Source organism: Candidatus Competibacter denitrificans Run_A_D11, assembly GCF_001051235.1.
Classification (GTDB): Bacteria; Pseudomonadota; Gammaproteobacteria; order Competibacterales; family Competibacteraceae; genus Competibacter_A; species Competibacter_A denitrificans.
The window spans coordinates 276,499-295,505 of record NZ_CBTJ020000020.1; the positions used below are offsets into that span (position 1 = coordinate 276,499).

A 19,007-nucleotide genomic window follows, 5' to 3' on the forward strand; every position below is an offset into this window, starting at 1 on the left:
TCGTTATAAAGGCGCGAGCGGTGTAATCCAACACAATGACTATCCGGCAGGGTAACAAAAGCCAATCGTTCCTAAGCTTAATTTGGTGGCGTTACGTCCCAGCCGCCATTGTTCCTATACTGCTGGTAGACGTACTCCTGCTCAGCACTCATCTCCTAACCAACGATACCGCATTGATCGCGCCGCTCGACGCGCACACAAAGCCGGGCAGCATGGGGTTGATCGTCGGTTTCGTTTTGTTTTTGCACATCGCCTTTTTTGCCGCACTTTATCGAATCATCGGCCGCGTGAGCGGTTTGTTCACCAAACCCCTGGCCCAAATCAATCTGATGGCCAAGCGGATCGGTGCCGGGGATTATTACCAGCCCTCTCCACACGTTGCGGTCAAAGAGCTGGATCGTTCCGTACAGATAATAGCTGCGATGGGGCATCGTTTGGGCGATCATCACCGTGCCTTGCTCGAAGCTCAGGAACGTCTAAATCAAGAGCGCGCCCTCTTACATGCGCTGATTGATTCGATCCCCGATCTGATCTTTTACAAGAACACTGCTGGCATCTATCTGGGCTGCAACAAGGCATTCGCCGATTCAATGCAATGTGATGAACGGGATATCGCAGGCCGCAGTGACTTGGATTTATTCCCGAAAGATGTTGCTGTCGTCTTCCGTACCAAAGACCGCCAGGTATTGGCGAGCGGCCAACCCCGGTGCGATGAGGAATGGCTTGATCACTCGGACGGCCGGCGCACGGTGATCGAAACCCTGAAAACCCCCTATCTTGATTCGGCCGGCAATATCCTGGGGCTGATCGGCATCTGCCGTGATATTGACCAGCGTAAACGGCTGGAACAGGAATTGGCGCACGCCAAGCAGGAGGCGGAAGCAGCCAGCCGCGCCAAGAGCGATTTTTTGGCAACCATGAGCCATGAGATCCGCACGCCCCTTAACGGGGTACTCGGTATGACCGAACTGTTGTTGGACACTCGTTTGGACGAGCGGCAACGCCAACTCGCTCAAACCGCGCTCCGCTCAGGCAAGGGCTTACTGAACATCATTAACGACATTCTTGATTTCTCGAAAATCGAGTCCGGTAAATTAGCGCTGGAGTCTATCGATTTCGATTTGCGCCGCTTGATTAGCGATATTTACCTGCTGTTCACCGAGCGTGCCGGCAGCAAGAATCTGCTGTTACAGGTGGTGATTCCGGATACGTTACCCACACGCTGGTTTGGCGATCCGATTCGCTTGCGCCAAGTCCTGACCAACCTGCTGGCGAATGCTATTAAATTCACCGAGCAAGGCCGCGTAATGCTGCGGATTAGTGCTGATTGGATTAACGCTGAGCAAGGGCAGCTCAAGTTTGAGGTTAGCGATACCGGCATCGGCATTGCCCCTGAAGCGCAGGCCCAAATTTTTGAACCTTTCGCTCAGGCCACTCAAGCGGTGACTCGCCAATATGGTGGCACGGGTCTAGGTCTTGCCATTTGTCGGCAATTGGTCGCGTTAATGGGAGGTGCGATTGGCGTCGATAGCGCGCCAGGTCAGGGCGCAAGCTTTTGGTTCCGCCTCACCCTGGCACGGGTATCGACCAACATCGGAGATCCAACCACCACCCCGCGACTCGGCACGCGCCCACGCTTTAATGCCCACGTATTGGTGGTGGAAGATAACCCAGTCAATCAGGAAGTCGCTCGTGCGATGCTGGAACAATTGGGGTGTCGAGCTGATATCGCCACCGACGGCCGCGAAGCGGTGTTGGCGGCGCTTGGAAAGACGTATGATCTGGTGCTGATGGACTGTCATATGCCGGTGCTTGACGGTTTTGCCGCAACGGCTGAGATCCGGCAGCAAGAAGCTAAAGGCACCTCCCGCTTGCCGGTCATCGCGTTAACCGCCAACGTGGCAAAAGGGGTTCGCGAACAGTGTCTGGCTGCCGGCATGGACGATTACTTAAGCAAACCATTCGATCAGGCTCAACTGGCAACGGTCTTAGCCAAGTTTTTGCGCTAGCCCCCTTCTTGAAAAACAGAACTCTCATCCCCAGATGATGGGTTTAATCAGCGGATCAAGTGCTTTTGCCGCGCTAAAAGCCGCCAGGTGAGCACTCGATTGACTGAGCGTCCTCCTTTTCCTGCTATGCTTGGCTCATAGTGAGTACCAGCGCCCGTTCAATCTCCTGAATAAAGCCACTATTCCGCACACGAGGAAGTCTCTCTATGAAAGTCAATGTCAGTGTAGAAGCCACCGCCCAGGAAATGCGCGAATTTCTGGGGCTGCCGAACATTCAGCCTCTCCATGATGATGTGCTGCAAAGCCTGCGTGACAACGTGAAACGCGGCTCGATTAATCTCGAATCGTTCAACCAGTTTTTCAAGCCCTTGTTACCAGTCCAGTTCCACTCGATGGAAATGGTGCAGAAATTCTGGGAAGCGGTCGCGAAAGTCGGCACTACGCCCAAGGATGCGGCGGATAAACAGACCGATGAAGCGCCGGGGCCGGGCGATAACGACGCGCAACGAAACGGCTCCTAAAATCGTCATAATACGGGTTTGAACAGGAACGCTGGCTAACCGGGGGTATTATGGCGAACAAGATACTGGTGGTGGACGATGAGCCGAACATCGTTTTGTCTTTGGAGTTTTTGATGAAGCAAGCCGGCTTTCAGGTGCGCACTGCCTCAGACGGCGAGGCGGCCCTGGCGGCTATTGCGGCCGAAGCGCCCGATTTAGTGCTACTTGATGTGATGATGCCGCGTAAAAACGGCTATGAAGTGTGCCAAGCCATCCGTGCCAACCCCGACTGGCGAACGGTGCGTATCATCATGCTCACTGCCAAGGGGCGCGAAGTCGAGCGGGAGAAAGGGATGGCGTTGGGCGCTGACGATTACATCACCAAGCCCTTTGCCACCCAGGAAGTGGTCGAGCGGGTGCGCGAGTTGCTGGCGGAATCCAGCTAATCTTATGACGTATCGGACGAAGCTTTGGCTGCTGTGGCTGCTTCCGGTCGGCCTCGCCATCGTCTCTCTGAGCTGGCTCGGCTGGCAAATCCATCAAAGCGTACCGGCTTCGGAGCCGCATGATCTGCTCTTGCTGTGGGTCGTGCTGGCGGCCTTCGCCCTTATCGGCGCGGCCACGGTCGCATGGGCCTTGCTGGACTGGCATTTCTTCATCCCGTTGGGCGGTTTAGCGCGGGGAGCACGTATCATCACCCGCAGTAATGCCGGCTATGTGCTGGAACTGCCTAAACAGCACTGGTTGGGGGAATTTCCACCCATGCTGCTGGAATTGGGTGAAGCCTTGCATAGCGCCCGCCGCGACGTAGCCGCAGCGACCGTGATGGCGACCACCGAAATCGAGGAGCAGAAGGCCCGTCTGGAAACCGTTTTACGGGAACTGTCCGAGGGTGTGCTGGTTTGCGATGGTGCCGCCCGCATCTTGCTGTACAACCCAGCGGCGTTGAAACTGTTGCCAAACCGCGCGTTGTTGGGTCTTGGCCGTTCTCTTTACGATCTATGGACCCGCGCGCCGATTGCCAGCACGCTGCAACTGTTGCAGTACCGTCGCCAAAACGCAGATGCAGATGGATCTGGCAGTAACAGCGATGCTGAATTCGTCTGTGCCACGGTTAACGATCAGGCCATGTTCCATTGTCGGATCAGCCTGTTACCCGGCAGCGCAGAACGCGAAGCTGGCTTTGTCGTCACCTTCCGTGATGTAACCCAACAAGTCGAACGTGCCGCCATCAAAACCCGTACCGACGATTTACGCCGGCCATTGGCCAGTTTGCGTGCGGCGGCGGAGACCGTCTTACAATTTGGTGACATGGATCTGGCCCAACGTCAGGCATTCCAACGGGTGATCGTTGAAGAAAGCGAGCGTCTCAGCCAGCGGTTGCAGGAGTTGACGCTTGATTTGCGGGCCTTATATGCCAATCGCTGGCCGATGCATAACGTTTATTCGGCCGAGATTATCGGTAGCGTCATCCGCCATTTGGCGCAACACGATGGTTTAACTGTCAAGCTGACTGGCACCCCGCTGTGGCTGCGTATCGACAGCCATTCAGTCACCCTGCTGCTCGAATTTTTGATTACGCAGTTGCAAGCGAGTGAGATCGGCCACGATTTCGAAATCGAGTGCTTGCTGGGTAATCGCCGCGTTTACCTCGATATTATCTGGTCGGGCAAACCCGTCCCCGCCGAGCAATTGGAACGTTGGTTGGATGAACACGTCCAGGACTTGGTGGGCGCTAATACGGTCGGTGAAGTGCTCGCCCGACACGGTAGCGAGCTATGGAGTCAATCCCATCGGCGCCCTGGTCACGCGCTGTTGCGTCTGCCGTTGCCGGCCTCGGATAACCAGTGGAAAGAACCGATGGCCACTCTACCGGAGCGCCCGGAGTTCTATGATTTTTCACTGGGCGATGAAAAGCGGGCCGAATGGGTTGATCTGGTCAACTATCCACTGACGGCGCTGACCTACGTGGTGTTCGATACTGAAACCACTGGCTTGGCACCCTCGCAGGGTGATGAGATCATCCAGATTGCCGGTGTGCGAATCGTCAACCGGCGCTTGCTGGCGGGTGAACAGTTTGATCAGTTAGTGAATCCCGGCAAGGTGATTCCCAAGGCCACCATCCGCTTCCACGGCATTACGGACGACATGGTGAAGGACAAGCCGGGCAGCACTATCGTTCTGCCACAATTTCATGCCTTCGTCGGTGGTGATCAAACGGTTCTGGTGGCCCACAATGCGGCCTTTGATATGAAATTTCTCAAGATTAAGGAGCAAAAAGGCGGCCCCCGATTCGGTAACCCGGTGCTTGACACGTTGCTGTTGTCCGGTTATCTGCATGATTACACCGACGACCATAATCTGGATGCCATCGCCGACCGCTTAGGGGTTGATGTACATGACCGGCACAATGCCCTGGGTGACTCGCTGGTCACTGCGCGCGTGTTTCTGAAACTGCTGGATTTACTCGAAGCGCAGGGGATAAAAACACTGGGCGAAGCCTTGGCGGTGTCTGACAAGATGGTTGCAATTCGCAAGACACAAGCTAATTTTTAATTTTCATCCGACATAAATTCTGGTTTGAATCCTCCCCCTCCAGGGGACTTATCGTGCATGGTAGAGACGCAACCTCTGCCATCCTGTTCCGTCCGGTCGCGGGCGTGGATTGAAACATGCGGCAACAATCCAAGGAATATATCGCTATCCTGTTCGTGGTCAGTGTCGTGGTATTGAACTATCCGTTCCTGGATTTGTTCGATACGGCGTGGCTGCCGCTGGGGATTCCTCTGCTGTATCTCTACATTTATCTGTTCTGGTTGCTGATCATCGTCTTGTTGATTTTCATCGTGGGCCATTCTGAGGTCCATGAGTCCGAGCGTCCTATGCCCCTGCCCTCGGAAAATCCGTCACAGACTCGCTCCACTCTCACCGAGCGGAACGGTGACGGTGATACGGAGCGGGGGTTACGGCCTTAATGTTGAGCGACAGCATCATTATCGGCAGCGCCCTCAGCTATATGGGCGTCCTGTTCGCTATTGCCTACTACGGTGACCATCGGGCTGATATCGGCCGCTCGATCATCGCCAATCCCTATATTTATACCTTGTCACTGGCGATCTACTGCACCGCCTGGACGTTTTACGGCAGCGTCGGTTTGGCGGCGACCGGCGGGGTGGATTTCCTACCGGTCTATCTCGGCCCGACGCTGATGGCGGTTCTGTTCTGGTTCGTACTGCGCCGGATCGTGCGCATCACCAAAATTCACCGCATCACCTCCATCGCCGATTTTGTTGCCTCCCGATATGGCAAGAGTGGGTTGCTGGCAGGTATGGTGACGGTCATCGTGGTGCTGGGAATCCTGCCGTATATCTCGATCCAGCTCAAAGCCATCGCCACCAGTTTTAGCCTGCTACGCCGGTATCCAATGGTATCGATGGCCGAGACCGCCCAACATCCGGTGTGGTCAGATACCACTTTTTATGTGGCTCTGGTGCTGATCGTGTTCGCCATCCTGTTCGGCACGCGCCATATTGATAACACGGAACGCCACGAAGGCATGGTGGCAGCGGTCGCTTTTGAATCGCTCTTCAAGTTGGTGGCTTTTGTGACGGTGGGGATTGCAGTCACCTTCGGCATGTTCGGTGGCCCGGCCGATCTGTTCGAGCAGGCAGCCACCAAGCCGGAGCTGGCGGCTTTGATGCGTTTTGAAGCGGTACCGGGTGGCTATGGCGGCTGGCTGTCTCTGACCTTTCTGGCCATGATGGCCTTCCTGTTTTTACCCCGGCAGTTTCAGGTGCTGGTGGTGGAAAATGTCAACGAGACGCATATCCGTAAGGCGATCTGGCTGTTTCCGCTGTATCTGTTCATCATCAACCTGTTTGTATTGCCCATCGCCTTGGGTGGGCGGCTGACGTTTCCTCAGGGTGGCGTGGACGCTGATATGTTCGTGCTGGCGCTGCCGATGGCCAACCACAAACCGGATCTCGCGCTGCTGGCATTTTTGGGAGGGCTGTCGGCCGCCACCAGCATGATCCTGTTCGAAACCATTACCTTATCGACCATGGTGTGCAACGATCTGGTAATGCCCCTGCTGCTGCGAGCCAATCCGCGCTGGCTTGCGCAGCGCACCGACCTGTCCGGCCTGTTACTTGGCATCCGCCGCGCCGGCATCGCGGTGTTGATCTTGTTGGGTTACCTGTACTACCGCTTCATCGGCGAATCCTACGCTCTGGTAACCAGCGGTCTGGTATCCTTCGCGGCCGCTGCCCAGTTCGCACCGCCGATCCTGATCGGCCTGTTCTGGAAGCGGGCCAATCGGCGCGGGGCGCTCATCGGCTTGAGCGGCGGTTTTGTGGTGTGGGCGTACACGCTGTTGCTACCGGCCATGGCTCGCTCCGGTTGGCTAGATACCGGCTTTATTGAGCACGGGCCTTATGGTGTGGAATTGCTCAAGCCCTATGCGGTGTTGGGACTCGATCATCTCGACCCGTACATGCACGCGGTGTTTTGGAGCATGTTGTTCAACATCGGCGGGCTGGTATTTGGCTCATTGTTGAGTCGGCCTGACCCGATTGAACAGGTCCAGGGCAGTCAATTCGTTAACGTCCTTGAGCAGGATCGCCACGATGGCGATTCGTTGCTATGGCGCGGCGTTGCTGAAACTGCTGATCTTTATGACCTGCTGGCGCGCTTTCTCGGCCCGCAACGTGCGAGCGAAGCCTTCGATCATTACGCCCATCAGCACAATGGATACCCTCTCCAGGCCGATTCACGGCTGATCCACTACACCGAGCGTTTGTTGGCGGGCGCGATTGGCGCGGCGTCAGCGCGGGTGATGATTTCCTCAATCGTGATGGGTGAAGTGCTCAGCATTGAGGAGGTCATGACCATTCTCGACGAGAGTACCCAAGTCATCGAATACAGCCGCCGGCTGGAACAAAAATCGCGGGAACTGGAAGCCACTTCCGCCGAACTGCGTGAAGCCAACAATCAGTTACAAAAACTCGATCAACTAAAAGACGAGTTCATCTCCACCGTCACCCATGAATTGCGCACGCCACTCACCTCAATCCGTGCCTTTTCGGAAATTCTCCTGGCCAATCCCGATGTGTCCATCGAACAGCGCAGTCAATTTCTCGGCATCGTCGTCAAGGAAAGCGAGCGGCTAACCCGCCTGATCAATCAGGTGCTGGACATGGCCAAAATCGATTCCGGTCGGATCGACTGGCACATTGAGGAAATCGACTTGCGGGCGCTGATTCAAGACGCCATCAATTCCACCAGCCAGCTCTTTCGCGATAAATTAGTCGCGCTACATGCGGATTTAGGCGACAGATCGGTGATCGTCGTCGGTGATCGTGACCGCTTAATCCAGGTCATCATCAACCTGCTGTCCAATGCGGTGAAATTCTGCCCGGATCAAGGAGGCGAGGTGACCATCCGACTCCATCCGCTGGAAAGTCGCTGGCGCGTGGTGGTGACAGACAACGGGCCAGGGATTGCCGCCGATCAACACCAATTGATCTTCGAAAAATTTCACCAAGTCACCGATGTCCATGGCGGCAAGCCCAAAGGCACTGGTTTGGGGTTGCCGATTAGCCAAAAAATCGTCGAACACCACGGTGGCAGCATTTGGGTGGAAAGCATACTCGGTGAAGGCGCCAGTTTTATCGTCGATTTACCGAGCAAACCCAACAGCGAATGAAAGTCTATCTCGATTTGTTGCGGCATGTGCTGGTGGGTGGAACCCGCAAACAAGATCGGACTGGCACCGGCACGTTGAGTGTTTTTGGGGCGCAATTGCGTTTCGATTTACGGGCTGGCTTTCCGCTCGTGACGACCAAGAAGCTTCATTTGCCGTCGATCATTCATGAATTGCTCTGGTTTTTGCGCGGTGACACTAACCTTCGGTATCTGCACGAGCACGGCGTGACGATCTGGGATGAGTGGGCCGATGAAACCGGAGATCTGGGACCGATTTACGGTAAGCAATGGACTGATTGGGAAACGAGCGATGGCCGACATATCGACCAGCTCGCCAATGCCATTGATCTTTTGCGCCGCGATCCGGATTCACGGCGGATTGTGGTATCGGCCTGGAACGTAGGTGAGCTGGCGCAAATGCGGCTGCTACCCTGCCATGTAATCTTTCAGTTTTATGTGGCTAACGGTGAATTATCGTGCCAGCTTTATCAGCGCAGTGCTGACCTGTTTCTTGGCGTGCCGTTCAACATCGCCAGCTACGCGCTGCTGACCCATTTGGTCGCGCAACAAACCGATTTACAGGTTGGAGATTTCATCTGGACCGGCGGCGATTGCCACCTCTATCTCAATCATCAAGAGCAAGCACGCCTGCAACTGAGCCGCCAACCCTATCCCCTCCCGCAATTCGCGCTGCGGCGGCGGCCTCCGGCGCTGGCCGATTATCGTTACGAAGATTTCGAGATTTTGAATTATCAGGCCCATCCGCCGATCAAAGCAGCGGTGGCCGTTTAACTACTCAGGCAGCTTTAACCGATCACCCGGCTGAATACTGCGGCGGGCCGCTTCTCCGGCATTGATCTCTAAAATATACCGGATGGTCGAAGCCTGACTGCGATAAATCGGGCAATTCTGCGTGGTACACGGCGGCACGCCAGCTTCGATTTGCGACAAGCGCCCTTCGGCATCGAAATAGAGCAAGTCCAAGGGAATATAGGTATTTTTCATCCAGAACAGGGCCGGACCTGGGGGTTGTTCAAACAGCATTCCGGCATCTTTGGCCAACTCCCGCCGAAACATCAAACCCAACTCGCGTTGTTGAGGCGTCTTAGCCAGTTCCACCTGAAACACCGCTGTACCCACCGCTATCGGTTCTGATCGCAGCGCATCGGCGGCGGGCGCCACCCAGGCTATAGCGCTCAAGACGATCCCAAACAAACCCCACCGAATCTTCATCATTGCCATTTCCTCAATCGCCCCCAACCGAGGCCATCGATATACGGCTTTCCGGTGCGGCTGGCAAGCAGCGCCTTGCCAGGCCAGCGGATAACGCTCAAGATAAGCGCCCTTTACCAGCCTAACGAGTTTCTTTTTCCATCAGCCATGCGCTTTGACCTATTGCAGACCGCAGGCGCCGCTCGGCGTGGCCGCTTGACCTTTGCGCGCGGTACGGTGGAGACGCCAGCTTTTATGCCGGTCGGCACCTATGGCGCGGTTAAGACCTTAACCCCTGAAGAAGTGCGTGCCAGCGGTGCCGAGATCCTCCTCGGCAATACCTTTCACCTGATGCTGCGCCCAGGAACCGCCATTATCGGTCGCCATGGCGACTTGCATGACTTCATGCAGTGGGATGGGCCGATTTTGACCGATTCCGGCGGTTTTCAGGTCTTCAGCCTGGCAGCTATCCGCAAAATCACTGAAGCAGGGGTGAAGTTTCAATCACCCGTCGATGGCAGCACGGTTTTCCTGGGGCCGGAGGAATCGATGGCGGTGCAACGGGCGCTAGGTGCCGACATCGTGATGATTTTCGATGAATGCACGCCCTATCCCGCAACTGAAACCGAGGCTCGCCAATCGATGGAACTGTCGTTGCGCTGGGCGCGACGCAGCCAGCTTGCGCATGGTGACAATCCCGCTGCCTTGTTTGGCATCGTACAAGGCGGGATGTATCCACATTTGCGCCAAATCTCCGCACAGGGCTTGCAAGAGCTAGGTTTCGACGGTTACGCCATCGGTGGCCTGGCTGTGGGCGAACCACCGGAGGAGCGGGCACGAATCCTTGAGCACACCGCGCCGCTGCTCCCCAGCGCGGCGCCCCGTTACCTGATGGGGGTTGGTAAGCCGGAAGATCTTATTGAGGCTGTGCACCGAGGGATCGATTTGTTCGATTGTGTGCTGCCGACCCGCAACGCGCGCAACGGCCATTTATTCACCCGCCAAGGGGATATCCGTATCCGCAACAGCCGCTACCGCAACGATAACCGGCCACTCGACGAACACTGCACCTGCTATACCTGCCGCCACTACAGCCGTGCTTATTTGCGCCACCTCGATCAGTGCCGGGAAACCCTCGGTGCTCGGCTCAATACCATCCACAACCTGCATTATTATCAAGAATTGATGCGCGATCTGCGCGATGCCATCGTCCGCCAGCGCTTCGAAGCATTCGCCGCTGAGATTTACGAAAATCGCGGGCAAGCGCCCGTGGCCGTGTATAATGACGCGCTTTGAAAAACTGGCCCCGTTTAACTTGTCCAAGCATGATCTTGACCCCTGCGGCAGCAGCACCGCCGTGACCCCGACTCGCCTAAAAGCCGCTCGCGACGCAGGACCAGCCATCAAAGAGGAACCCTCATGGATCACATTTTGAGTTTTCTGATTCAAGACGCTATTGCCCAGCAGGCCGGCACCGCTTCCGCCGGCGAGATGGGCCTGTTGAATCTCCTGTTTCCCATCATTTTGATCGGCGCGTTTTATTTCCTGCTGATCCGCCCACAGACCAAGCGCGCCAAAGAGCACAAGCAAATGGTCGATGGGCTGAAAAAAGGTGACGAAATCGTTACCGGTGGTGGGGTGTTGGCCCGCATCACTGACGTAGGCGAAAACTTCGTCCAACTGGAAATCGCTGATGGCGTGCAAATCAAGGTTCAAAAACAAGCCGTCGGTTCGCTGATGCCCAAGGGCACCTATAAAGGCACTTTATAGCCGCGCCTCGACCGGCACCCACGCGGGAATTATCGTTTCATGTCCAGTCCGCATGTCCTGAACCAATACCCTTGGTGGAAATATCTGCTGATCGGCCTGATCATCTTTTGGGGCCTGATCTTTGCGCTACCGAACCTGTTCGGTGAAGATCCCTCGGTGCAGATTTCTGGCGCGCGCGCCAATATCCCCATCGATACCGCCTTTCAAAGTCGGGTTGCCTCGGTGCTTGACACCGAAAAGCTGCCCCATAAGCGGCTGGAGCTTGAGGCTGACCGCTTGCTGATTCGTTTCGCCGACTCCGAGCAACAGCTTAAGGCGGCCGATCTGCTCAAGGAACGGCTGGGACGCGATTACATCGTCGCACTCAACTTGGCTTCCGCAGCACCGTCCTTTTTGCGGGCATTGGGATTGAATCCCATGTACCTCGGTCTGGATCTTCGTGGTGGCGTGCATTTTTTGATGCAAGTCGATATGGCTGCGACGGTCAAGCAAGTCGAAGACAGCTACGTGGATGAAATCCGTAACCAATTACGCAATGAGAAGGTGCAGTACACCTCCGTGGGCCGCATGGCCACCGGTGGCGTGCAGGTTGAGTTCAAAGACACCGCCGAACGCGATAAGGGTGCTCAATTACTGCGCAAAAGTTTGAATAATCTGCAACAGAGTCAAACCGGGGAACTTAGCCTGAAGCTGACCCTTGGCGAACCCGAAATTAAGGAAAAGCGTGATTTCGCCCTGCAACAGAACATCACGACCTTGCGCAATCGGGTCAACGAATTGGGCGTCGCCGAGCCGATCATCCAGCAACAAGGCAGCGACCGGATTGTGGTGCAATTGCCCGGCGTCCAAGATACCGCGCGCGCCAAGGAAATCCTGGGGGCGACTGCCACCCTGGAATTCCGCTTAGCCGACGAAGAGAACGACTGGAACCAAGCAGCCGCGAATAACCGCGTCCCGATCAATTCGCGACTCTACAAGGATCGCCAAGGTCGGCCGGTGTTGCTGCAAAAGCGCGTGATGCTGACCGGCGACTCCATCGTCGATGCCTCCTCCGGTCTTGATCAGCAAAGCGGTGGCCCAGCGGTATTTATCTCGTTGGATGGCAAAGGCGCCAAGCGGATGGAAGACGGTACCAAGGACAACATCGGCAAGCGGATGGCGGTCGTCTTCATCGAAAACAAGACCGAAACCAAGCGTGTAGATGGTGAGGTCAAAAAGAGCGCCTACACCATTGAGGAAGTGATCAACGTCGCCACGATCCGCGACCGACTGGGGCGGCGTTTCCAGATCACCGGACTCGATAGTACCCGTGAAGCCCGTGATCTCGCCCTGTTACTGCGTGCGGGCGCCCTGGTCAGCCCCATCGAAATCATTGAGGAGCGCACGGTCGGCCCCAGCGCCGGTAAGGAAAATATCGCCCAGGGTTTCCGGGCTGCCGCCATCTCGCTATTAGTGATCGCTGCGTTCATGACCTGGCGTTACAAAACCTTCGGTTTGATCGCCTCCGCTGCGTTGGTCGCCAACGTGGTGCTGCTCATTGCGGCGTTGTCGCTGTTGCAGGCTACCCTGACGTTGCCCGGCATTGCTGGTATCGTCCTGACCATGGGCATGGCGGTGGATGCCAACGTTTTGATCTATGAACGTATCCGGGAAGAGCTACGCAACGGTAATAGCCCGCAGGCGGCTATTCACGCCGGCTTTGACCGAGCATTCGACACCATCCTGGACTCTAACCTGACGACTTTGATCGCCGCGATCATGCTGTTTGGGTTCGGAACCGGCCCGATCAAAGGCTTTGCGGTGACGCTGAGCATCGGCATTCTGACCTCGATGTTTACCGCCGTCACCGGATCGCGTGCCTTGGTCAATCTTCTTTATGGCGGCCGCAAGCTGCAAAAACTGAACGTCTGAGGACTGGAGGGATACCGTTATGTGGCGTTTCAGTCTCTACAATACCAATATCGATTTTCTGCGCTGGCGCAAGCTGGCCATGATCTGGTCCGTTGCGGTCTTATTGATTGCGATCATGGCGCTGTTGGTGCGTGGCATGAACTTGGGCTTGGATTTCACTGGTGGCACCGTACTCGAAGTCCAATACCCACAGCCGGTGGAAATTCCCCAGATCCGAGACACGCTGGCTAAAGCCGGCTTCCCAGACGCTCAGACCCAGCATTTCGGCACATCTCGGGATGTGTTAATCCGCATTCCGCCCCACGCCGAGCAGAGCAACGCCGCCACCTTGAGCAACAGTATCTTGCACGCCCTACAAGCGGCTGAAGGTGGGGCTGGTGCCAGTTTGGCACGGGCGGAATTCGTCGGTCCCCAAGTCGGTCAGGAATTGGTCGAACAAGGCGGACTGGCTGCGCTGGGTGCCCTGGCGGGAATTCTGATTTACGTCATGTTTCGCTTTGAATGGCGCCTAGCGGTCGGCACCATTGCCGCCACCGTCCACGATGTGCTGTTCACTATCGGCTGGTTTTCGCTCTTTCAAATCGAGTTCGATTTGACGGTGCTGGCTGCCGTGCTTGCGGTCATTGGTTATTCGGTCAATGACACCGTGGTGGTGCTGGATCGTATCCGTGAAAACTTCCGCAAACGGCGTAAAGGTTCCGCTATGGAGATCATGAACCTGTCAATCAACGAAACGCTCTCACGCACGATCATGACCAGTTTTGTAACGCTGCTCTCGGTGATCGTCATGTACTTCTTCGGGGGGAGCGTGATGCGCGGCTTTTCAATCGCGATGATTATCGGGATCGTGGTCGGGACTTACTCGTCGATCTATATCGCAAGTGCTACGGCGCTTTATCTGGGAATCAGCCGCGAGGATTTGTTGCCCCGCGCCAAGGAAACGGCCGACGACCATCCCTAAAACAAGCGAGGGAGGCTTTTGGCCTCCCTCACACCTAGAGCGCTGGTAAGGGCGCAAAATGAAAATTTTTAGAGGCTGGCGCGCAACTGGGCAAAGGGATCGGCTTCATCCACTTGCGGGATTACAAGTTTTACTTGGGTGCTATCTTCGTGGCGCAGATGATCACTTTCCACACCTCGCAGCACCAAGCGTGCCCAAGCCGCCGCAATCAGCCATAGCAGAGCACCCATTGCCACCGCTCCGCCTATGCCGTTCACCAGGCCATAAGTGATACTGGCCAAGCTGCTCAGCCAAAAAACGCTGATGGGAGCAGCAGTATAAGAAGCACAACCATGACGGACGACAGCCGCAGGAGGCATAATGACGCTAAGTAAGGTTCTTTTCATCACAGAATTCCTTTAAGGGGTTTAAATCCAAGGGATGTCGACCGAAAAGCGGCAACAAAACTTCAGAGGGGATACAATCCATCGTCTTATAGGGTAGCTTCCAGCTCAGTTATAACTATAATTTGGTTTTCTCGCAATTGCGAGACGTTTTTTGTTTGTCCAGAGCCATCCCTTTTAGGGGGTTAGCGATAAACCGCATTGCGTTCAAAGCGAATAACTTTCATGCCGTCGGAGGTTTTGCATGAACATCAAAAAAGCGCTGGTGGTGGACGATTCCAAAGTCGCCCACTTGACCTTACGCAAGCTATTGCTCGAGCGCAGCATCGAAGTGGATTGGGTAGGATCAGGCGAAGATTGCATTAAATATCTGGACAACAAAAAACCCGACATCATTTTTATGGACGTGATGATGCCGGGAATGGACGGCTTTGAGACCAGCCGGGCGATTACCGGCCAACATCGGGGAAACTCACCGCCCATCATCATGTGTTCGGCCAATGCGACGGATGAAGACAAGCGCGATGCCAAAGAAAGCGGCGCGATCAGCTTCCTCTCCAAGCCCTATACACCTGACCAATTAGATGCAGTTTTACAATCGGTCGGTGAAGGGACAGCCGCGATCTCCACGGCAGAAGGGGCTACACCCTCGGCCCCCTCGGTTTCTCTACCCCCCTTGGTCGAGAAACAAGTCGAAAAAGCATCAGCCCCTTCGCTCCCCGTTACGCCAATTCCTGCTGCACCCACTCCGCCCGCTCCAGCACCGGCTGCACTGCCCCCTCAAGTGGTTGCTTCGGTACCGGCCCTAACCGCTGGGGAAATCGAGCAAATCGCCGAACGGGCTGCTTGGGCCGCCGCCGAAAAAGTGGCGCGCGACATCATTCAAGAATTGGTGCCCAACCTGGCCGAAGAAGTGGCTACCCAGACTGCCCGTAGCGTTTCCGAAGATTTAGGCCGACGAGCGGCACATGCAGCGGTACGCGCTGCCCAGGAAGCCGCCAAACAAGTTGCTACGGAAATCGCGCGTGGGACTGCCGAACGCACAGCCCGCACCACTGCTCAGGAAAGCGCGCGCGCTGTCGCCGAGCAGGCTGCCCGCGAGGTCAGCGAAGGCGTGTCTCAGCGCAATGTCGCGCGTGGGTTGGAAATCAACCGCGATGAGCTGTTTAAAGAAATCGAAACCCAGATTAGCCAAAAGAGCAAGGATGCCTTGGTCCTGTTCACCGGCAGCCAGGACTTCAAGCAACAGATCGTGCAAATGGTCCGTCCCGGTATCCAGCCGGTCATTGAGGCTATCGCTCGTGAAACCAGTGAACGATCCATCCAGCAAGCGGCGGCTGATTTTGCTAGTGATGCGGGTGGTTCTGGGAAAGGCGGTGGTTTGGCCCTGATAGTCGGTATCGTGGCTTTATTGTGCGCAGTCGGCGCATTGCTGGGTCAGATTTTCAAGCTGTTTTAAGGGATCGCTGCCGCTTGGTATCGCCCAGGCGGCAGCTTGCCTTCAGCGTGTTGAGGGCAAGCCGCATCGCTATCCCCTGTCCAGATAAAGATCTCGGCACAAATTGAGCTTCTTGAATACCGACAGCGGCTATTAGAGAGGCGACGCGCTTTCCGCGACAGCGGAGACTGCCTGCAAAACTCCCAGTACCTTGACTACAGATCCGTCCCGCATCACCGGCCAACCAATCGTCCGCACCCAGCGCCGCTGACCTTTAGCGGTCACAATCTCCAGCGTGTGATCGTAAGCCGTACCCTCATCACGAGCCTGTTGAAACGCTGACGCAATGACGGGGCGATGTTCCGGTACATAAAACTGGATACTTTCCTCCATGGAAGGTTGACGATCTGGCTCTAATTGATGGATGTGGAAAGTTTCCTTCGACCAACCATACGCGCCAGTGGCTGGTATGAACCACCAATTACCCAGCCCGGTCAGGTGAATGATTTCCTTTAAGGTCATCTCCTGTTCGGCTAGGGTTTGCTCGATTTCCTTGAAGCTGCTGATTTCGATAAACGAAAGGACGGTGCCGGAAAACGTCTTTGGCCCCACCGTGTAGGGCACCACTCGCATTCGGTACCGGCGTCCTTCGTGGGTACGCACTTCCCGTTCAATAGATTGCCCACTGTCTTGCACTTCGCGCATCAGGCGGATGGGATCACAGTCGGTGAGATAGTGTGAGATATAGGTAACTGGCCGACCGATATCGCTCTCCAAAAGCTTGAAAAGATTTGTAATTTTTGGTGAGAAACGCCGTACTTCGAGATTTTCGTCAAGCAGGAGATGGATGATCTCTTGGGCGCTTAACAGATTCTCAACATCGTTGTTGAGTTCGGTCAATTCCATAATCTTGCTCTGATATTCGGTATTGACCGTAAACAATTCCTCGTTAGTGGATTGCAACTCTTCGTTAGTGGATTGCAGCTCTTCATTGCTGGCCAATAATTCTTCGTTGGTGGCCTGCAATTCTTCGTTAGAGGTTTCCAGTTCTTCGATGGTGGCTTGCAGGTTCTCGCGGGTAAATTGCAAGTCTTGCTCCAGATCCCGCAATCGCTCTTCGGTTGCCTTGGAAAAGTCGTAGGACTGGATGCTGGGATCGGTTTCGACCACCTCGTTCTTTTTAATCTCTTCGACAAACACCGCCACCAGAGGCTCCTGGCCTTTTTTCTCCGGCAACGGGCGGATTCGCAGATCAACCACACGGATACTACCTTCCTGCGGCAGGCGGATATTGGCAAAGCGCAGCTCCTGACGCTGACGGAAGACTTTTTGAATGCCGGTAGTCAAGGGAATGGCCAGTTCCCGCACCGCCATTTTCGAGATGTCGTTCACCACTTTGCCCGAAGGCAGCCGAAAGTAACCGCCCGTATCGCCCAAGACATGCATCACTTCCAACTGGGCGTTGACGATCACCGCCAGCGGGATGTAATCCTTGGTGATGGTTTCCAGAAACCGCTCCAGCATCCGCTCTTCCTCACTCAGCCGAAGCATCCGCCGGGCGCCGGCAAATTGGCCGCGTAGATCGCGCGAGCGGGTATCGGTGGCGGATAGCAGGTGGGTCGCATCGGGTAGCGGCTTAAGGCGCCCTTTGGAGCGATACAGCTTCCACTTCGGATCAATGGCATCGAAATAATCGGTCATATCACCGGTCGTTTCGCTGGTGCCCAGCATCAAAATTCCGCCGGGATTCAGCGAAAAATTGAAAAACTCCAAAACTTTACGTTGCAGAATGGGTTGAAGATAAATCAGCAGGTTGCGGCAACTGATCAGGGCGATATTGGTGAATGGAGGGTCTTTGATCAGATTGTGCTGGGCAAAAACTACCATCTCTCGGATGTTGCGGGCAATCTGAAAATTGTCTTCTTTCTTGTAGAAATATTTGGACAGCAGGCGCGGTGAAACATCAGCGGCGATACTCTCAGGAAAACAGCCGTTGGCGGCAAACTGAATCGCATCACGGTCGATATCGGTGGCAAAGACTTTGACATCATGGGATAAACCCAGCAGCTCCATGGTTTCACGGGCCAAAATGGCCAAACTGTAGGCTTCCTCACCGGTTGAGCAGCCAGCGACCCAGAAGCGAACCTCGCGGCTACTCGCACTTTTGAGAATATCCGGTAAGCCGAATTGGGCAAGATGATCAAATGCCTCCTGATCGCGGAAAAAACTGGTGACCCCGATGAGCAATTCACGGTACAGCGCCACCACTTCGCCAGGATGGCTGGAAAGAAAGGTGACGTATTCCTTGATATCGTCGGTCTGGTTGATGGTCATGCGGCGCTCGATGCGTCGGGTGACCGTGCTGGGCTTGTAGAAGGTGAAATCGACCTTACACTTCTCGCGCAAAATGGCAAAAATGCGGGTCAGGCCCTGCTCGTCGCTCAATAAGGTTTCGGAACGTTCAACCTTGGTGATGTAGGGGTGCTTGGCGAACGAGAGCAACTGGCCCGGCATACTATCCGGTGGCAAGACGAAATCGGCCAGCCCGGTGGCGATGGCCGCGCGCGGCATACCATCGAACTTGGCGCTTTCCTCGTTTTGCACCATCACCATGCCGCCATATTCCTTGATGGCGCGTACCCCTCGAGTTCCGTCGCTGCCGGTACCGGACAGGATAATAGCCACGGCCTTTTCATTCTGATCCTCGGCCAACGAGCGCAAAAAGACATCAATCGGCAAATTGATGCCCTTACTGTGATCCTGCTCGCTGAGTAACAGCTTGCCATGAAAAATCGTCAGATTCTTCTTGGGCGGGATCAAATACACATGATCCGGCAATACCAGCATCCCATCCTCGGCCCGGTGTACCGGCATTGCGGTCTTTTTTGAAAGCAACTCGACCATCAGGCTTTTATAGTCGGGCGACAGGTGCTGAATCACGATGAAACTGAGACCACTTTCCGGTGGCATGTGGCTGAAAAAAGCCTCAATAGCCTCCAAACCGCCGGCCGAAGCGCCTACGGCCACGTAGTGGGTGGGCACCGTTACGGGCATCAATAAACTATCGACTCGGGTTTCCGAGACATCCTTTTTGGGCTTGTCGCCGCTCTTCTTCATGCT

Annotated in this window: 15 protein-coding genes; 12 read left to right on the forward strand and 3 right to left on the reverse strand. The window is 55.4% G+C overall.

The window, feature by feature from the left end:
• The first annotated feature begins 35 nt into the window (after positions 1–35).
• The 7 genes from BN873_RS18705 to thyA all read left to right on the forward strand — a co-directional run bounded on the left by BN873_RS18705 (position 36) and on the right by thyA (position 9,004).
• Positions 36–2,009 (forward strand): ATP-binding protein, encoded by a 1,974-nt coding sequence (locus BN873_RS18705; RefSeq protein ID WP_053085217.1) that lies wholly within the window; start codon positions 36–38, stop codon positions 2,007–2,009.
• A 206-nt stretch (positions 2,010–2,215) separates the two neighbouring features.
• On the forward strand, positions 2,216–2,530 hold the full coding sequence (locus BN873_RS03410) for a hypothetical protein (RefSeq protein ID WP_048670612.1): 315 nt from the start codon (positions 2,216–2,218) through the stop codon (positions 2,528–2,530).
• A gap of 50 nt (positions 2,531–2,580) precedes the next feature.
• Positions 2,581–2,955 carry a response regulator transcription factor gene (locus tag BN873_RS03415; RefSeq protein WP_048670613.1) on the forward strand — a complete coding sequence of 125 codons (375 nt, stop codon included), beginning with the start codon at positions 2,581–2,583 and terminating at the stop codon, positions 2,953–2,955.
• A 4-nt stretch (positions 2,956–2,959) separates the two neighbouring features.
• The gene (locus BN873_RS03420; protein WP_053085218.1) at positions 2,960–5,065 is read left to right on the forward strand and encodes a 3'-5' exonuclease; all 2,106 of its coding nucleotides are present in this window, start codon (positions 2,960–2,962) and stop codon (positions 5,063–5,065) included.
• Between the two features lie 116 nt (positions 5,066–5,181).
• Positions 5,182–5,484: a hypothetical protein gene (locus BN873_RS03425; RefSeq protein ID WP_048670615.1), complete on the forward strand. Its 303-nt coding sequence runs from the start codon at positions 5,182–5,184 to the stop codon at positions 5,482–5,484.
• Positions 5,484–8,213 (forward strand): sensor histidine kinase, encoded by a 2,730-nt coding sequence (locus tag BN873_RS03430; RefSeq protein WP_048670617.1) that lies wholly within the window; start codon positions 5,484–5,486, stop codon positions 8,211–8,213. Before BN873_RS03425 ends, BN873_RS03430 begins: the two co-directional genes overlap by 1 nt.
• On the forward strand, positions 8,210–9,004 hold the full coding sequence (thyA, locus tag BN873_RS03435) for a thymidylate synthase (protein ID WP_048670619.1): 795 nt from the start codon (positions 8,210–8,212) through the stop codon (positions 9,002–9,004). Before BN873_RS03430 ends, thyA begins: the two co-directional genes overlap by 4 nt.
• Here thyA and BN873_RS03440 read toward each other — a convergent pair whose 3' ends face one another.
• Positions 9,005–9,448, reverse strand: coding sequence for a DUF192 domain-containing protein (locus BN873_RS03440; RefSeq protein WP_053085219.1), 444 nt, complete (start codon positions 9,446–9,448; stop codon positions 9,005–9,007). It abuts the gene before it with no gap.
• A gap of 144 nt (positions 9,449–9,592) precedes the next feature.
• Between BN873_RS03440 and tgt the strand changes: the two genes are divergently transcribed.
• The 4 genes from tgt (at position 9,593) to secF (ending at position 14,066) form a co-directional block, all read left to right on the forward strand.
• Complete coding sequence (gene tgt / locus BN873_RS03445; protein ID WP_048670621.1) at positions 9,593–10,720, forward strand: tRNA guanosine(34) transglycosylase Tgt; 1,128 nt, start codon at positions 9,593–9,595, stop codon at positions 10,718–10,720.
• Between the two features lie 123 nt (positions 10,721–10,843).
• Entirely contained in the window at positions 10,844–11,194 is a 351-nt protein-coding gene (gene yajC, locus BN873_RS03450) for a preprotein translocase subunit YajC (protein WP_048670623.1), read from the forward strand.
• 39 nt (positions 11,195–11,233) lie between these two features.
• The gene (gene secD, locus BN873_RS03455) at positions 11,234–13,105 is read left to right on the forward strand and encodes a protein translocase subunit SecD (RefSeq protein WP_242434363.1); all 1,872 of its coding nucleotides are present in this window, start codon (positions 11,234–11,236) and stop codon (positions 13,103–13,105) included.
• A gap of 19 nt (positions 13,106–13,124) precedes the next feature.
• On the forward strand, positions 13,125–14,066 hold the full coding sequence (gene secF / locus BN873_RS03460) for a protein translocase subunit SecF (protein ID WP_048670624.1): 942 nt from the start codon (positions 13,125–13,127) through the stop codon (positions 14,064–14,066).
• A 68-nt stretch (positions 14,067–14,134) separates the two neighbouring features.
• On the opposite strand, the gene BN873_RS03465 is transcribed toward secF, so the two are convergent.
• Positions 14,135–14,452 carry a hypothetical protein gene (locus BN873_RS03465; protein WP_139031637.1) on the reverse strand — a complete coding sequence of 106 codons (318 nt, stop codon included), beginning with the start codon at positions 14,450–14,452 and terminating at the stop codon, positions 14,135–14,137.
• Between the two features lie 241 nt (positions 14,453–14,693).
• Here BN873_RS03465 and BN873_RS03470 point away from each other — a divergent pair, with 241 nt between their 5' ends.
• Complete coding sequence (locus BN873_RS03470) at positions 14,694–15,908, forward strand: response regulator (protein WP_048670626.1); 1,215 nt, start codon at positions 14,694–14,696, stop codon at positions 15,906–15,908.
• A gap of 132 nt (positions 15,909–16,040) precedes the next feature.
• Here the strand turns inward: BN873_RS03470 and BN873_RS03475 are convergent, their stop codons facing one another.
• Positions 16,041–19,004: a chemotaxis protein CheB gene (locus BN873_RS03475; protein ID WP_053085220.1), complete on the reverse strand. Its 2,964-nt coding sequence runs from the start codon at positions 19,002–19,004 to the stop codon at positions 16,041–16,043.
• Between the last annotated feature and the right edge of the window lie 3 nt (positions 19,005–19,007).

What these genes read in the sequence shown, in the direction of transcription:
- secD (WP_242434363.1), top strand. Translation starts at nt 11,234, where the DNA reads ATGTCCAGTCCGCATGTCCTGAACCAATACCCTTGGTGGAAATATCTG.
- yajC (WP_048670623.1), top strand. Translation starts at nt 10,844, where the DNA reads ATGGATCACATTTTGAGTTTTCTGATTCAAGACGCTATTGCCCAGCAG.
- BN873_RS03410 (WP_048670612.1), top strand. Translation starts at nt 2,216, where the DNA reads ATGAAAGTCAATGTCAGTGTAGAAGCCACCGCCCAGGAAATGCGCGAA.
- BN873_RS03420 (WP_053085218.1), top strand. Translation starts at nt 2,960, where the DNA reads ATGACGTATCGGACGAAGCTTTGGCTGCTGTGGCTGCTTCCGGTCGGC.
- BN873_RS03425 (WP_048670615.1), top strand. Translation starts at nt 5,182, where the DNA reads ATGCGGCAACAATCCAAGGAATATATCGCTATCCTGTTCGTGGTCAGT.
- BN873_RS03430 (WP_048670617.1), top strand. Translation starts at nt 5,484, where the DNA reads ATGTTGAGCGACAGCATCATTATCGGCAGCGCCCTCAGCTATATGGGC.
- BN873_RS18705 (WP_053085217.1), top strand. Translation starts at nt 36, where the DNA reads ATGACTATCCGGCAGGGTAACAAAAGCCAATCGTTCCTAAGCTTAATT.
- BN873_RS03465 (WP_139031637.1), bottom strand. Translation starts at nt 14,452, where the DNA reads ATGAAAAGAACCTTACTTAGCGTCATTATGCCTCCTGCGGCTGTCGTC.
- BN873_RS03475 (WP_053085220.1), bottom strand. Translation starts at nt 19,004, where the DNA reads ATGAAGAAGAGCGGCGACAAGCCCAAAAAGGATGTCTCGGAAACCCGA.
- tgt (WP_048670621.1), top strand. Translation starts at nt 9,593, where the DNA reads ATGCGCTTTGACCTATTGCAGACCGCAGGCGCCGCTCGGCGTGGCCGC.
- secF (WP_048670624.1), top strand. Translation starts at nt 13,125, where the DNA reads ATGTGGCGTTTCAGTCTCTACAATACCAATATCGATTTTCTGCGCTGG.
- thyA (WP_048670619.1), top strand. Translation starts at nt 8,210, where the DNA reads ATGAAAGTCTATCTCGATTTGTTGCGGCATGTGCTGGTGGGTGGAACC.
- BN873_RS03470 (WP_048670626.1), top strand. Translation starts at nt 14,694, where the DNA reads ATGAACATCAAAAAAGCGCTGGTGGTGGACGATTCCAAAGTCGCCCAC.
- BN873_RS03415 (WP_048670613.1), top strand. Translation starts at nt 2,581, where the DNA reads ATGGCGAACAAGATACTGGTGGTGGACGATGAGCCGAACATCGTTTTG.
- BN873_RS03440 (WP_053085219.1), bottom strand. Translation starts at nt 9,448, where the DNA reads ATGATGAAGATTCGGTGGGGTTTGTTTGGGATCGTCTTGAGCGCTATA.